This is a genomic window from Pseudomonas sp. BN415 (assembly GCF_029871195.1).
Classification (GTDB): domain Bacteria; phylum Pseudomonadota; class Gammaproteobacteria; order Pseudomonadales; family Pseudomonadaceae; genus Metapseudomonas; species Metapseudomonas resinovorans.
On record NZ_SSOK01000029.1, the window covers coordinates 24,393 to 37,761 of the forward strand.

Sequence of the window (13,369 nt, forward strand, 5' to 3'; positions counted from 1 at the left end):
GTGACTTGGAAGGAAATGGCGCTGACCTAGGGGAGATATGGATGATCCTGGCGCTCATTGTCGCCCTGCCTTTTCTTGGGGCGCTGTTTCCACCACTGGCCGAGCGCCTTGGCCGTTCCGTATGCGCGGGTGTTGCCGCGCTGGTGCCACTGACCGGCCTCATCCTGCTGTTGGCCCAGACCGACAGCATCTTCGCCGGCCATACCCTGACATTCGTCCAGCCCTGGCTGCCGGGGTTCGGCCTCAGTTTCAGCTTGCGCCTTGACGGTCTGGGCTACCTGTTCGCCCTGCTTATTCTCGGCATCGGCCTGCTGGTCATCCTTTACGCCCGCTATTACCTGACGAAGGAAGAGCCCATGGGGCGCTTCTTCGCGTTCCTGTTGCTGTTCATGGGCGCGATGCTCGGCGTGGTGCTGTCCGAGAACCTGCTGCTGATGCTGGTGTTCTGGGAGCTGACCAGCTTGTCGTCGTTCCTGCTGATCGGCTTCTGGGGCTATCGCTCCGACGCGCGTAAAGGCGCGCGCATGGCCCTGGCGGTGACAGGCGGCGGTGGCCTGGCGTTGTTCGCCGGGGTGCTGCTGGTGGGACACATCGCGGGTAGCTTCGAACTGACTCAGGTGCTCGCCGCGGGTGAGCAGATACGCGCCCATAGCCTCTACCCCGTAGCCCTGGTACTGGTGTTGCTGGGCGTGTTTACCAAGTCCGCGCAGTTCCCGTTCCATTTCTGGCTGCCCCACGCCATGGCGGCACCCACGCCGGTGTCGGCCTACCTGCACTCGGCCACCATGGTGAAGGCCGGCGTGTTCCTCCTGGCGCGCCTCTACCCCGCGCTGGCCGGTTCCGACCTCTGGTTCTATCTGGTCAGCCTGAGCGGCCTGGCGACGTTGCTGTTCGGTGCCGGCATGGCGCTGTTCCAGCATGACCTCAAGGGTTTGCTGGCCTACTCGACCATCAGCCACCTGGGCCTGATCACCTTGTTGTTCGGTCTCGACTCGCCGTTGTCCAACGTCGCGGCGGTGTTCCACATCATCAACCATGCCACGTTCAAGGCTTCGCTCTTCATGGCGGCAGGGATCATCGATCACGAAACCGGCAGCCGCGACATGCGCCTGATTAACGGGCTGTGGAAGTACCTTCCGCACACGGCCGTGCTGGCGATGGTGGCCTCGCTCGCAATGGCTGGTGTGCCGTTGCTCAACGGCTTCCTCAGCAAGGAAATGTTCTTCGGCGAAACGCTGCAGCAGGACCTGCTGGGCAGTTTCAGTTGGGTGGTGCCGGCGGCAGCGACCCTGGCCGGGGTCTTCTCGGTGGCCTACTCGCTGCGCTTCGTCCATGACGTGTTCTTCAACGGCGAGCCGATGGCCCTGCCCAAGTTCCCACCCCACGAACCTCCGCGCTATATGAAGGTGCCGGTGGAAATCCTGGTGTTTCTCTGCCTGGTGGTTGGCATGCTGCCGGGCTACACGGTGGCGCCGTTACTGGCCGCCGCAGCCTCCGCGAGTCTCGGTGGCACGCTGCCGGAATACGACCTTGCGATCTGGCATGGCTTCAACCTGCCGCTGGCCATGAGCCTGGTGGCGCTGGTCGGCGGCGTGCTCGTCTACGTGTTGCGCAAACCGTTGTTCCGTTGGTATGCCGATTTGCCCGACACCGACGCCAAGGAAGTGTTCGAACAGCAGGTGCAGCGTGTCACCCAGGCCGCCCGCTGGATTACTGGATACCTGGAAAACGGTTCCCTGCAACGCTACCTGGCCTGGTTGCTGGGCAGCGCGGTGGTGCTGGTGGCGCTGTCCCTGGCGCCGCTGCCTCAGATAGCCGGCGAGCGCCCACTGACTCCACTGGATGGCATTACCGCCCTGGGGCTTGTGGTGCTGGCCGCCTCGGGCGTGTTGACGGCGATCTTCCACCGCCAGCGGCTGATTTCGTTGATGGTTCTCGGCGTGGCCGGTCTGCTGGTCGCCTTGGCTTTCGCCCGTTTTTCTGCCCCGGATCTGGCCCTGACCCAGTTGGTCGTAGAAGTTGTGACACTCGTACTGCTGATACTGGCGCTCTATTACCTGCCATCCCGAACACCGGGCGAAAGCTCCAGCCTGCGCGGCCTGCGTGACTTCGTTCTGGCCTGCGGTGTCGGGGTAATGGTCGCGCTGCTGGCCTACGCCGTGCTGACACGTCCCTATGACGGTATTGCCGGGTTCTTCCTGGCCAACAGCGTGTCAGGCGGAGGCGGCACCAACGTCGTCAACGTGATACTGGTGGATTTCCGCGGCTTCGACACGCTGGGCGAGATCACCGTCCTGGCCATTGCCGCCGTGGGCATCTTCGCCATGCTCTCAGGCATGCACTTGACCAACCCCACCTGTGATCCCCAGGGACGCCGATGGGCTCACGCCAAGCACCCGCTGATCCTCGAAACCCTGTCGCGCCTCCTGCTGCCGCTGGCGCTGCTGATCTCGGTGTTCATCTTCCTGCGCGGGCACAACCTGCCGGGCGGTGGATTCATCGCCGGGTTGGTCACCGCCGTAGCGTTGGTGCTGCAGTACATCGCCAGCGGCATCGCCTGGGTGGAACAACGCCTGTCACTGGATTACCAGCGCATGACTGGCGTAGGTGTTCTGATCGCCGCCCTCACCGGCCTCGGTAGCTGGTTCTTCGGGCGCAATTTCCTCACGTCCGCCTTCGGTCATTTCGAACTGCCGCTGGTTGGAGAATTCGAACTGGCCACCGCCATGCTGTTCGACCTGGGTGTCTATCTGACCGTTGTCGGTGCCACCCTGCTGGTGCTGGTCAATCTGGGGCGGGTGAGCCTGGCTCCCGCAGCGATCAAGGAGATTCACTGATGGAGGCGCTGTTCGCCGTAACCCTCGGCCTGCTTACCACCAGTGGTGTCTACCTGCTGCTGCGGGGCCGGACCTTTCCCGTGGTCCTGGGGCTGACCCTGCTGTCCTATGCCGTCAATCTGTTCCTCTTCGCGATGGGGCGCCTGGTCGGTGAGGCCGCGGTGCTTGGGCGTGACGTGCAGTACGCCGACCCGGTTCCCCAGGCCCTGGTGCTAACCGCAATCGTCATCGGCTTCGCCATGACTGCCTTCGTGGTGGTGCTGGCCCTGCGCGGCGTTGGCGATCTGGGCAGCGATCACGTCGACGGTCGCACCGACGAGGAGTCGGCGCCATGACTCACCTGACGATCCTGCCCATCCTGATTCCCCTGTTCACCGGCGCGCTGCTGCTGGTGCTGCCGTCCAATGAGCGCTTGAAGCGCAGCCTCTCCGCACTCGCCACCCTGGCCCTGGTGCCGCTGGCGCTACAGCTGATGCAACAGGCCGGCGATGGCCAATTGCGCGTCTACGCGCTGGGCAGTTGGCAGCCGCCATTCGGCATCGTGTTGATGCTCGACCGCCTGGCTGCGCTGATGCTGCTGGCCACCGCCGTGCTGGCCAGCGCCGCGGTGCTCTACGCCGTGCGTGGCGACGACCGCATCGGCCTGCGCTTTCATGCGCTGTTCCAGTTCCAGCTGCTGGGGATCAACGGAGCCTTCCTGACCGGCGATCTGTTCAACCTGTTCGTATTCTTCGAGATCCTGCTGATTGCCTCTTACTCGCTGCTGCTGCACGGCGGTGGTGGCGAGCGGGTGAGGGCAGGGATGCACTACGTGATCCTCAACCTCGCCGGTTCGGCGCTGTTCCTGATTGCGGTGGGCGCCCTCTATGGCATCACCGGCACCCTGAACATGGCCGACATGGCTCGCCAGGTGGCCGCTGCCGGGCCGGAGAACACCCCGGTCCTGGCCGCCGCTGGGCTGGTACTGCTGCTGGTCTTTGCTCTCAAGGCGGCGCTGCTGCCGCTGTATTTCTGGCTACCGCGAGCTTATGCCGCGGCCAGCGCGCCGGTGGCTGCACTGTTCGCGATCATGACCAAGGTCGGCATCTACTCCATCCTGCGCGTCTACAGCCTGGTATTCGGCCCCGGTGCCGGCGAGCTGGCCAACCTGGCCCAGCCCTGGCTCTGGCCGCTGGCGTTGGCCACGGTGATCCTCGGCGCCCTGGGTGCGCTGGCCGCTACCACCCTGCAGGGACTGCTGGCCTACCTGGTGGTGGTGTCCGCCGGTACACTGCTGGCGGCCATTGCCCTGGGCACGCCCGAGGCGCAGGGAGCGGCGCTCTTCTATCTGCTGCACAGCACCTGGGTGGCGGGGGCATTGTTCCTCCTCGCCGACCTGGTCAGTCGCCAGCGTGGCGTCAAGGCCGGCAACCTTGTCCAGGGCCCGGCGCTGCAGAATCCGGGCATCCTGGGGGCGGCCTTCTTCTTCGGCGCCATCGCCGTAGCAGGCCTGCCGCCGTTGTCGGGTTTCTTCGCCAAGCTCTTGCTGCTACAGGCCGTGCTCCCGGGTAGCGGGGCGCTGCCGTTGTGGAGCGTGCTGTTGATCGGTGGGTTCGTCAGCCTGGTGGCTTTGAGCCGCGCGGGTAGCACCCTGTTCTGGCGCACCGGCCATCAGGTGCTCGGCAGTGCCGAACTGGATAGTGGCCGGCTGTTCGCGGCCCTGTTGCTGCTGGCTGGCAGCCTGGTACTGGTCGCCTTTGCCCAGCCGCTGATGGATTACGTTCAGGCCAGCGCGTTGCAGTTGCATGACCTGGACCTCTATCGCGCGATTCTCGAGGAGGCCGGAGCATGATGCGTCGACTCTTGCCTCACCCCGCCGAGAGCCTGTTGCTGCTGTTCGTGTGGCTGCTGCTGGTGGATTCCTTCGCCTTCGGCCACTGGCTGCTGGGCGCCTTCCTCGGTTGGCTGATTCCGTTCTGTTTCCAGCCGCTGCTGATCGAGCGGCCCAAGCGCTGGCACCCGCTCAAGCTGATGCGTTTCCTGCTGATGGTGATGGGTGATGTGCTGGTGGCCAACTTCCAGGTGGCGCGGCTGACACTGGGGCGCGTCGAGGCACTGCGTCCAGCTTTCGTCGAGGTGCCCATCGAACTGGACAACGAAGTGGCCATCAGTGTGCTGGTGAGCGTGGTGTCCCTGACGCCGGGTTCACTGGCGGCCGACCTCAGCGCCGATCGCCGCACCCTGCTGGTGCATGGCCTCGACGTGCCGGACAAGGCCGCCATGGTGGCCGGGATCAAGTCGCGCTACGAGGCGCCGCTGAAGGAGATCTTCCCATGCTCGCCTACGTGATACCGCTTTGCCTGGCCATGCTTGGCCTGGCGCTGTTGCTGGCCCTGGCCCGGCTCATCAAGGGACCCTGCCTGCCGGATCGCGTGCTGGCACTGGACACCCTCTACATCAACGCCATTGCCTTGCTGATGCTCTATGGCATCTGGAAGGGCAGCGACCTGTTCTTTGAGGTGGCGCTGCTGATCGCGGTGCTCGGCTTCGTCAGCACCGTGGCAGTGGCCAAGTACATGCTGCGCGGAGACATCATCGAATGAGTGGCGAACCCTTGTCCCTCTGGGCGGAAGTACTCGTATCCACGCTGTTGCTGCTCGGCAGTGCCTTCGTGCTGATTGGCGCCTTCGGCCTGTATCGCCTGCCGGACTTCTTCATGCGTCTGCATGGCCCGACCAAGGCCACCACCCTGGGGGTGGGCGGCGTGGTGGTTGCGTCGCTGGTGTTCTTCTCTGCCGATGCCGATGGATTGAGCCTGCACGAACTGCTGATCAGCCTGTTCCTGTTCATCAGCGCCCCGGTCAGCGCCTACATGCTGGCCAAGGCCGCGGTCCTGCAGCAGTTGCCCCTGGACCAGAAGACTCGTGGCAAACCCTGGAACCAGTGAGCGCTACAGTTTTTCCCGCTTGCTGTGCCTGTCTGGCCTTGCGAGCTGCCGCCTAGACTGACGCTTTTCCTCCGGAGGTGAAGCATGGTGCAGCAAGGTCGACCGGTGGCGGTGGCGTGCCTGGTGCTGGCCATGGCGCTCTGGGGCAGCTCCTTCATCGCCCTCAAGCTGGCCTTCCAGGAAGTCGCGCCGCACTGGGTGATCTTTGCCCGAATGGCCCTGGGGAGTCTGGTCTTCCTGGCGGCCTGGCGTTGGCGCGGAGCCCTCGACTACCGCCCCGGTGACTGGAAGTACCTGCTCGGCCTGGCCGCTTGCGAGCCCTGCCTCTACTTCATCTTCGAAGCCCTGGCGCTGCAGCACACCAGCGCTTCCCAGGCCGGGATGATTACGGCGCTATTGCCGCTGCTGGTGGCGGTGGGGGCCTACGCGCTGCTGCATGAACGCATCACCCGCAGCACCCTGGCCGGTTTCCTCCTCGCTGTGGTTGGCGCGGTCTGGCTGAGCCTGGCCAGTGAGTCCGATGGCCATGCACCTCAGCCACTGCTGGGTAACTTCTATGAGTTCCTTGCAATGCTTTGCGCCACCGGCTACACCCTGCTGCTCAAACACCTGTCGTCGCGTTACTCGGCCTTCCTTCTTACCGCTCTGCAGGCGCTCATCGGCAGCGTTTTCTTCCTGCCCCTGGCCTGGATCACCTCGCCGTTGCCGGAGTCCGTCAGCCCGATGGGTATCGGCGCCATGATCTACCTCGGCACCGTAGTCACGGTGGGCGCCTACGGTCTCTACAACTTTGGCGTATCGCGTCTGCCGGCCAGCCAGGCCACGGGATTCATCAACCTGATCCCGGTGTTTACCCTGGTCTTCGCCTGGGGGCTGCTCGGTGAGCGCCTGACGAGCATGCAGATGCTCGCCGCCGGCCTGGTCTTTGCCGGGGTGGCGCTGAGCCAATGGAGAAGCGCATCCCCGACGCCGGCCGGGGTGCTGGATTGATTGCCTTGAACAGCCGCAAACGCGCGGCTGGCCCTCGCGAAGTGTCGACCGTTGACCATCCGGCCCGGCGGCCCAACGGCTCACTCCGCACCACGCTCTGTCACTGGACCCCACGCTAGGGATTCAGCCAGGCCACCACCACGTCCAGCATACGGTTGGCGAAGGCCCATTCGTTGTCGTACCAGGCCAGCACCTTCACCAGGTCACCCTGTACACGGGTGTGATTGAGGTCCACCACGCAGGACGTCGGGTAGCCATTGAAGTCGCTGGACACCAGTGGCAGCGCGTTGCACTCCATCACCCCTGGCAGCAACTCGCGGGCACCTGCCTCCAGGGCGGCATTGATTGCCTCGCGGCTGGTTAGGCGTTCGGCAATGAACGTAAGGTCCAGCAGCGACACGTTCGGCGTCGGCACACGCACCGCCAGGCCATCCAGGCGGCCGGCCAGTTCCGGCAGGACCAGGCCGATGGCCTTGGCCGCGCCGGTGCTGGTGGGAATCATGGACACGGCCGCAGCGCGCGCCCGGTACAGGTCGCCGTGGCTTTTGTCGAGCAGGCTCTGGTCGTTGGTGTAGGCGTGCACCGTGGTCACCAGGCCGCTGCGAATACCCACTTCGCGGTGCAGCAGCATGGCCAGAGGTGCCAGGCAGTTGGTCGTGCAGGATGCGTTCGAGACGATCTGCTGGCTGCCCAGCTGCTCGTGGTTGATCCCGTAAACCACCGTCAGGTCAGCGCTGTCCAGCGGGTGGGACAGCAGTACCCGCGGCGCGCCAGCGGTCAGGTGCTGCTCCACCTGCGCGCGCTTCTTCATCTTGCCCGAGCACTCCAGCACCAGGTCTACGCCCAGTTGGTCCCACGGCAGGTTCACCGGGTCGCGTTCGCGCAGCAGGTGGATGATCTGGTTGTTCACTTGCAGGCGTTCGTCATGCAGTGCGACATGGCCGGGAAAGCGGCCGAACGTGGAGTCAAAGCGGGTGAGGTGGGCGAGTGACTCGAAGTCACCGAGGTCGTTGATGGCTTCGATGCGCAGGCGCTGGTCGAGACCCCGCTCGAACAGCGCACGAACCAACGCGCGACCGATGCGCCCATATCCATTCAGGGCGATACGCAGCATGGTGTACTCCTTTCCGGTTGTCCTTCACTCAGCTTAGCGATGAAGGACAAGCGAGGAGTCGCTGCAGGGCCTCAGTCGTTGCGGGCGCCGCCGAAAGACGCACAGCCACGCTGCGGTTCGCCGTCCAGGCGCAACTCGGCGGTCAGGTGCTGAACCGCGCCGCTCATGCTGTCGACGCAGCGTTGTGGTGCTACCCAGAGCTCGAGGCGCTGGCCGTTGGCCTCGCTGGACAGGTTGAAGCGACCGTCTGGCAGCTGTTCTTCCATGTAGGGCAGGGCCAGGGAGGGTTGGCCGGGGCGGTTGAGCACAAGGCCCTTGCCGCTGACGCTGACACTCCAGTCCGGCTCATGGCCGCTGGCGCGCAACAGCAGGCGCTTGAAGTTGAGGTCTTCGCAGCCATGACCTTCGCGCTGAAGGCGGTAGAGGGTATGCAGGGCCAACTGGCCGTCGGCGCCTTGCACACTGGTCGATCCCATGCTGGCGCGAATGTCCGCGAACAGTGTGCCTGGGCCGTCCGCAGAGAGGTTGGCCGCCTCAGGCAGCAGACCGGTGGCGCCGCTGTCCACCAGGGTAAAACGGCGTTTCTCGCCACAGGGGCTGAACATCACCTGGCCGGCGTCTACGCTCAGCTCACCCTGCAAGCGCACCAGATTGGCGGCGGGGGCGGGGGCTTTCTCGGCGAACATCTGGCAAGCGCCGAAGAGAGGCAAGAGGCTGAATAGCAGGGGGCGGGCAAAGCGCATCACGGGTCTCCTTCAGGGAGCGGCCACGTTACCGGTGCAGGACGCCCAGCTCAAGGGTGGAGAGGGCGAATGATCCAGTGCAAGCGCGTGTATGAAACGGTGCTATCCACTGATGGCCACCGCGTGCTGGTGGACCGTCTATGGCCGCGGGGCTGTCGCAAGGAATCCCTGGGGCTGTCGGCCTGGCTGAAGGAGGTGGCGCCGTCGGACACACTGCGCAAGCAGTTCTGCCATGACCCGGAGCTGTTCGATGAATTCCGCCTGCTCTACCGCGCCGAGCTGGCCGCTCACCCCGAGTCCTGGCAAGGGCTGCTGGCGATGGCGCGCGCGGGCAACCTGACGCTCCTCTACGCCGCCAGGGACGAAGCGCACAACAACGCCCGGGTGCTGGCGGAATTTCTCGAAGAAGAGCTGGAGCGCGGCGGCCCACCCAGCTCGCCGGTGTGTTACGCCGGCGGGCTGTAGCGGCCATTACCAGACCCGGTAAATCTGCCCCGTCTGCGCGCCTTCCGCGCTCTTGGCATAGGCCAGCGCCGCGTCGGCGGCCGGTACCGCCTTGTAGCCGCGGAAGTAGGGCCCGTAGCCCGGCAGGGCTTCCTCGACCACTGTGGGGCTGACGCTGTTGATGCGCATGCCGCGTGGCAGTTCCAGTGCTGCGCTGCGCACGAAGGAATCGATGGCGCCGTTGACCATGCTGGCCGAGGCGCCGTAGCGGATTGGATCGTGGCTCAGCACCCCGGAAGTGAGGGTGAACGAGGCGCCGTCGTTGGCGAACTCGCGACCGATCAGCACCAGATTGACCTGGCCCATCAGTTTGTCTTTCAGGCCGACGGCGAACTCGGCTTCGCCCATCTCCGCCAGGGCACCGAAATGCACCTTGCCGGCGGCGCTGATCAGCGCATCGAAGGGGCCGACCTGCTCGAACAAGCGACGGATCGACGCCGGGTCGGTGATATCCGCCTGCTGGTCACCGCTGCTGCGGCCGACGCGGATGATCTCGTGGCGTTCCTTGAGTTCCTGCTCGATGGCCTGGCCGATGGTGCCGCTGGCACCGACGAGGATGATTTTCATAGGAGCGGTTCCTGTGTGAGGGAGGGGATGACCGGTTCAGTGTAGAGTGCCGACTTTGGTCGATAATCCATGTAATTGGAAAACGTTGGTTTTCAAATGGAAACAATGGAACGGTATTTCCCATGAGCGAGCTGGACGATCTGGCTGCCTTCGCAGTGCTGATGGACGCGGGTAGTTTCACGGCGGCATCGGAGCGCCTGGGCTGCAGCAAGGGCCAGTTGTCCAAGCGCATTCGCCTGCTGGAACAAGGGCTGGGCGCCGCCCTGTTGTATCGCACCACCCGGCGCCTGGACCTGACCGCTGCCGGCGCTGCGTTATTGCCGGAAGCGCAGGCCCTGGCCGCTCAGGCCGAGCGCGCACGGCAGTCGGTACGTCGCCTGCAGGAGGACCTGGCCGGCTGCGTGCGGCTGACGTTGCCGGTGTCCCTTGGCGAAACCTTCTTCGATGCGTTGCTGCTGGATTTCACCCGCCAGTACCCGCAGATCCGCATCGAGCTGGACCTGCACAACGGTTATCGCGATCTGGTGGCCGACGGCTTCGACCTGGCCATCCGTTCCGGCATGGATGTGGACGAGAGACTGGTGGCCAAGCCGCTGTTCTCCCTGCAGGAAATCACTTGCGCCACGCTGGCTTACCTCGTGGCCCATGGCGAACCCCAACAGCCGGCGGACCTTGCTCATCATCAGTGCCTTTTGAATACCCACTACAGCGGCTTCGAGGAATGGCTCTACCACCGCCAGCACCAACTGGAGCGGGTCAAGGTGGCCGGGGCGCTGGCCAGCAACCACTACAGCCTGCTGAAAAAGGCGGCCATGTCGTCGGCCGGTATCGCGCGGTTGCCGTCTTACATGATCTACGACGAACTGGCCGACGGCCGACTGGTGTGGCTGCTGCGCGACTGCCAGACGCGACAGACCCCGGTGTTCCTGGTCCACCCCTGGCAAGGTGGCCTGCCTCGGCGCACGCAGGTACTGGCGGACTACCTGCTGGCCTGGTTCGAACGCAGCCGCCGGATGCTGGACCAGGCGGGGAATCTGTAGGGGCTACCCGCGCGCACCCAACCTCAGGCTGAATTCCGCTACCGCTCTCTCATCCGCCTCGACCCGTTCCGGGACGAACTCGCGGAGAAACTCCACCCAGGTGCGGATCTTTGCGTCGAGGAACTGCCGCGACGGGTAAAGGGCGTAGATGCCCAGAGGGAACAGATTGTGGTTGGGCAGCACGCGCACCAGGCTGCCGTCCTTCAGCCCGCTGATGGCCGAGTACACCGGCAGCACGCCGACACCCATGCCGGCCTTGATCGCCTCGGTCATGGCGTCTGCCGTGTTCACCTGGAAGGGGGTCTGGTTGACGCTGACCATCTCTTGGCCGTCCGGGCCTTCGAACAGCCACTTGTCCAGGGACATCACGTTGTTCACCAGGCGCAGGCAGCGGTGCTTCGACAGATCTGAAGGCATGCGTGGAGCCCCGTGCTTCTCGATGTAGCCGGGGGAGGCGCAGAGCACGCTGTAGGTGGTGCCGAGCTGCTTGGAGATGAAGCCCGAATCCGGCAGCTCCTGGGCGATTACCACGGAAATGTCGTAGCCCTCGTCGAGGATATCGGTGGTGCGGTTGGCCAGGGTCAGGTCGAAGCTCACGTCCGGGTACTTTTCGCTGTACTGGGCGATGGCCTTGATCAGGTAGTGCTGGCCGATGCCGGTCATGGCATGCACCTTCAGGTTGCCTACCGGCCGTGCATGGGCCTCGCTGGCTTCCGCTTCGGCTTCCTCGATGTAGCCGAGGATCTGCTCGCAGCGCAGCAGGTAGCGCTGGCCGGCTTCGGTCAGGGCGATTCGACGGGTCGTGCGGTGCAGCAGGCGGGTGCGCAGATGGGTTTCGAGGGTCGCCACCGCGCGGGAAATGTACGAGGTGGTGAGATCCATGCGCTGGGCAGCGGCGGTAAAGCTGCCGGTCTCCGCCACACAGACGAAGGCGCGCATGTTGAAGAGGATGTCCATGGAGGGTCCTGGCCCGAAAGGGGGGTAAATTTTGTCACGAAGTGTGTCGGTTGATTATGGCTGATTTAGTACACAATCCTTCATCTATCCGTCGCCTTATCCTTCGCTTGTCCCATCTCTAGAATCGCCGCCGATCCAGGCCCCGTGTCTGGCTACCCAGCATTCAGGATATGCCGCAGTGCACCGCAATCCTTGGCCCGGCGTCGCCCGCGCCAGTCTGTTCGCCGTCGTTTCTCTCCTTTCCGCTTGCATCGATAGTCAGGGCATCGCCTCCCAGGCCGAACGCCTGGACGTTGCCCAACTGGACCCCGGCTCGGCGATTCGTCGCGCCCAGCAGGAGGCCGCCTGGCCCCGTGCCCAGTGGTGGCGTGCCTATGGCGACCCGCAATTGAATGCCTGGATGGACCAGGCCCTGGCGGACAGCCCCAGCCTGGCGATGGCCGCTGCCCGCGTGCGCCTGGCCCGTGCTCTGGCCGGGGTGGTGGAGTCGGCCGAGCAGCCGCAGGTGAACCTCGACGCCAACCTGCATCGCAAGCGCTGGCCCGACGACTACTTCTACGGCCCCGGTGAGCTCGCCCGCACTACCAGCTGGGACAACACCAGCCTGCTGGGCTTTTCCTATGACCTCGACCTCTGGGGGCGCGAGCGCAGCCGCAGTCACCAGGCGTTGGACCAGGCCCGGGTGACGGTGGCCGACGCGCGCCTGGCCGCACTGGAGTTGCAGGGCAACCTGGTGCGCAGCTACATCCGCCTGGCGCTGCTCCATGGGGAAAGAGACATTGCCCAGGCCAGCCTTGCACAGCAGGAACACATCCTGCGCCTGGCTGAGCGGCGATTGCGGGACGGCATCGGCACGCGGTTGGAAATCAGCCGCGCCGAGGCGCCCTTGCCGGAAACCCATCGGCAGATCGATGCGCTGAACGAATCCATCGCGCTCACCCGCAACCAGCTCGCCGCCCTGGCCGGCAACGGGCCGGGGAAGGGCGAGCGCCTGCAACGACCGACCCTTGATCTGCAACGCCTGCCCGGCCTGCCGGCGCAGCTGCCGCTGGAACTGCTCGGGCGCCGGCCCGACCTGGTCGCCAGTCGCTGGCAGGTGGCGGCGCAGGCCCGGGGTATAGAGTTCGCCAAGGCTGGCTTCTACCCTAACGTCAATCTGTTGGGCGGCATCGGTTCCAACGCCACCCAGGGCGGCGTGCTGGATTTCCTGCGTTACGACAAGCTCACCTACAACCTCGGTCCGGCCCTCAGCCTGCCGATGTTCGATGGCGGACTGCGCCGTGGCCAACTGGGCGCGGCCGCCGCCGAGTACGACCTGGCGGTGGAGCACTACAACCAGACGCTGGTTAGCGCCCTGCAACAGGTGGCCGACGCGCTGGTGCGGATCAAATCGCTGCGCCAACAGCAGGCACTCGCCGCCAAGGCAGTGGCTGCCGCACAGAAAACCTGCGACCTCGCCTTGCTGGCCCAGCAGCGAGGCCTCACCGGCTTCGACGCCGTGCTGGATACCCAACCCACCCTGTTCCAGCGCCAGCTCCAGCAACAGCGGGTACGCGCGGCCTCGCTCAGTGCCCAGGCCGACCTGCTGTTGGCCCTGGGCGGCGGCGCGCTGCCCGAGCCGGTCGGTCCGAGCGACGCCAGCCTGGCACCCCAGGAACCGCGCCTGCGCTTTCTCCCCAAGCCCTGAGGAC

General features: G+C 65.1%; 14 protein-coding genes. 10 read left to right on the plus strand and 4 right to left on the minus strand.

The window, feature by feature from the left end; translation table 11 throughout:
• Nucleotides 1-41 precede the first annotated feature (41 nt).
• From E8F20_RS08540 to E8F20_RS08570, 7 genes are all read left to right on the plus strand, one after another.
• Nucleotides 42-2,837 carry a monovalent cation/H+ antiporter subunit A gene (locus tag E8F20_RS08540; RefSeq protein WP_280283370.1) on the plus strand — a complete coding sequence of 932 codons (2,796 nt, stop codon included), beginning with the start codon at nt 42-44 and terminating at the stop codon, nt 2,835-2,837.
• Nucleotides 2,837-3,172 carry a Na+/H+ antiporter subunit C gene (locus E8F20_RS08545; protein ID WP_028631011.1) on the plus strand — a complete coding sequence of 112 codons (336 nt, stop codon included), beginning with the start codon at nt 2,837-2,839 and terminating at the stop codon, nt 3,170-3,172. Before E8F20_RS08540 ends, E8F20_RS08545 begins: the two co-directional genes overlap by 1 nt.
• Nucleotides 3,169-4,668, plus strand: a complete 1,500-nt coding sequence (locus E8F20_RS08550) for a monovalent cation/H+ antiporter subunit D (RefSeq protein ID WP_280283371.1) — start codon at nt 3,169-3,171, stop codon at nt 4,666-4,668. Before E8F20_RS08545 ends, E8F20_RS08550 begins: the two co-directional genes overlap by 4 nt.
• A complete protein-coding gene (locus tag E8F20_RS08555) occupies nt 4,665-5,165 on the plus strand; it encodes a Na+/H+ antiporter subunit E (protein WP_280283372.1) in 501 nt (166 codons plus the stop codon). The genes E8F20_RS08550 and E8F20_RS08555 overlap by 4 nt, the downstream gene beginning before the upstream one ends.
• Entirely contained in the window at nt 5,150-5,419 is a 270-nt protein-coding gene (locus tag E8F20_RS08560) for a K+/H+ antiporter subunit F (RefSeq protein ID WP_028631008.1), read from the plus strand. Before E8F20_RS08555 ends, E8F20_RS08560 begins: the two co-directional genes overlap by 16 nt.
• On the plus strand, nt 5,416-5,763 hold the full coding sequence (locus tag E8F20_RS08565; RefSeq protein ID WP_280283373.1) for a Na+/H+ antiporter subunit G: 348 nt from the start codon (nt 5,416-5,418) through the stop codon (nt 5,761-5,763). The genes E8F20_RS08560 and E8F20_RS08565 overlap by 4 nt, the downstream gene beginning before the upstream one ends.
• An 84-nt stretch (nt 5,764-5,847) precedes the next feature.
• Nucleotides 5,848-6,753 carry a DMT family transporter gene (locus E8F20_RS08570; RefSeq protein ID WP_280283374.1) on the plus strand — a complete coding sequence of 302 codons (906 nt, stop codon included), beginning with the start codon at nt 5,848-5,850 and terminating at the stop codon, nt 6,751-6,753.
• A gap of 115 nt (nt 6,754-6,868) precedes the next feature.
• Here the strand turns inward: E8F20_RS08570 and gap are convergent, their stop codons facing one another.
• Entirely contained in the window at nt 6,869-7,867 is a 999-nt protein-coding gene (gene gap / locus E8F20_RS08575; protein ID WP_280283375.1) for a type I glyceraldehyde-3-phosphate dehydrogenase, read from the minus strand.
• Between the two features lie 71 nt (nt 7,868-7,938).
• Entirely contained in the window at nt 7,939-8,610 is a 672-nt protein-coding gene (locus tag E8F20_RS08580; RefSeq protein ID WP_280283376.1) for a hypothetical protein, read from the minus strand.
• Between the two features lie 69 nt (nt 8,611-8,679).
• On the opposite strand from E8F20_RS08580, the gene E8F20_RS08585 reads away from it, so the two are divergent.
• Nucleotides 8,680-9,075 (plus strand): DUF488 domain-containing protein, encoded by a 396-nt coding sequence (locus E8F20_RS08585; protein ID WP_280283377.1) that lies wholly within the window; start codon nt 8,680-8,682, stop codon nt 9,073-9,075.
• A gap of 6 nt (nt 9,076-9,081) precedes the next feature.
• Here the strand turns inward: E8F20_RS08585 and E8F20_RS08590 are convergent, their stop codons facing one another.
• Nucleotides 9,082-9,681 carry a short chain dehydrogenase gene (locus E8F20_RS08590; protein WP_280283378.1) on the minus strand — a complete coding sequence of 200 codons (600 nt, stop codon included), beginning with the start codon at nt 9,679-9,681 and terminating at the stop codon, nt 9,082-9,084.
• A gap of 122 nt (nt 9,682-9,803) precedes the next feature.
• Between E8F20_RS08590 and E8F20_RS08595 the strand changes: the two genes are divergently transcribed.
• A complete protein-coding gene (locus tag E8F20_RS08595) occupies nt 9,804-10,721 on the plus strand; it encodes a LysR family transcriptional regulator (RefSeq protein ID WP_280283379.1) in 918 nt (305 codons plus the stop codon).
• Nucleotides 10,722-10,724: 3 nt separating this feature from the next.
• Here E8F20_RS08595 and E8F20_RS08600 read toward each other — a convergent pair whose 3' ends face one another.
• A complete protein-coding gene (locus E8F20_RS08600; protein WP_280283380.1) occupies nt 10,725-11,678 on the minus strand; it encodes a LysR family transcriptional regulator in 954 nt (317 codons plus the stop codon).
• 178 nt (nt 11,679-11,856) lie between these two features.
• On the opposite strand from E8F20_RS08600, the gene E8F20_RS08605 reads away from it, so the two are divergent.
• Nucleotides 11,857-13,365, plus strand: a complete 1,509-nt coding sequence (locus E8F20_RS08605) for an efflux transporter outer membrane subunit (protein ID WP_280283381.1) — start codon at nt 11,857-11,859, stop codon at nt 13,363-13,365.
• The last annotated feature ends 4 nt before the right edge of the window (nt 13,366-13,369 follow it).

Coding starts and splice junctions, on each gene's coding strand:
- E8F20_RS08555 (WP_280283372.1), top strand. CDS start 4,665: ATGATGCGTCGACTCTTGCCTCACCCCGCCGAGAGCCTGTTGCTGCTG.
- gap (WP_280283375.1), bottom strand. CDS start 7,867: ATGCTGCGTATCGCCCTGAATGGATATGGGCGCATCGGTCGCGCGTTG.
- E8F20_RS08585 (WP_280283377.1), top strand. CDS start 8,680: ATGATCCAGTGCAAGCGCGTGTATGAAACGGTGCTATCCACTGATGGC.
- E8F20_RS08595 (WP_280283379.1), top strand. CDS start 9,804: ATGAGCGAGCTGGACGATCTGGCTGCCTTCGCAGTGCTGATGGACGCG.
- E8F20_RS08550 (WP_280283371.1), top strand. CDS start 3,169: ATGACTCACCTGACGATCCTGCCCATCCTGATTCCCCTGTTCACCGGC.
- E8F20_RS08560 (WP_028631008.1), top strand. CDS start 5,150: ATGCTCGCCTACGTGATACCGCTTTGCCTGGCCATGCTTGGCCTGGCG.
- E8F20_RS08590 (WP_280283378.1), bottom strand. CDS start 9,681: ATGAAAATCATCCTCGTCGGTGCCAGCGGCACCATCGGCCAGGCCATC.
- E8F20_RS08580 (WP_280283376.1), bottom strand. CDS start 8,610: ATGCGCTTTGCCCGCCCCCTGCTATTCAGCCTCTTGCCTCTCTTCGGC.
- E8F20_RS08545 (WP_028631011.1), top strand. CDS start 2,837: ATGGAGGCGCTGTTCGCCGTAACCCTCGGCCTGCTTACCACCAGTGGT.
- E8F20_RS08565 (WP_280283373.1), top strand. CDS start 5,416: ATGAGTGGCGAACCCTTGTCCCTCTGGGCGGAAGTACTCGTATCCACG.
- E8F20_RS08600 (WP_280283380.1), bottom strand. CDS start 11,678: ATGGACATCCTCTTCAACATGCGCGCCTTCGTCTGTGTGGCGGAGACC.
- E8F20_RS08540 (WP_280283370.1), top strand. CDS start 42: ATGATCCTGGCGCTCATTGTCGCCCTGCCTTTTCTTGGGGCGCTGTTT.
- E8F20_RS08570 (WP_280283374.1), top strand. CDS start 5,848: ATGGTGCAGCAAGGTCGACCGGTGGCGGTGGCGTGCCTGGTGCTGGCC.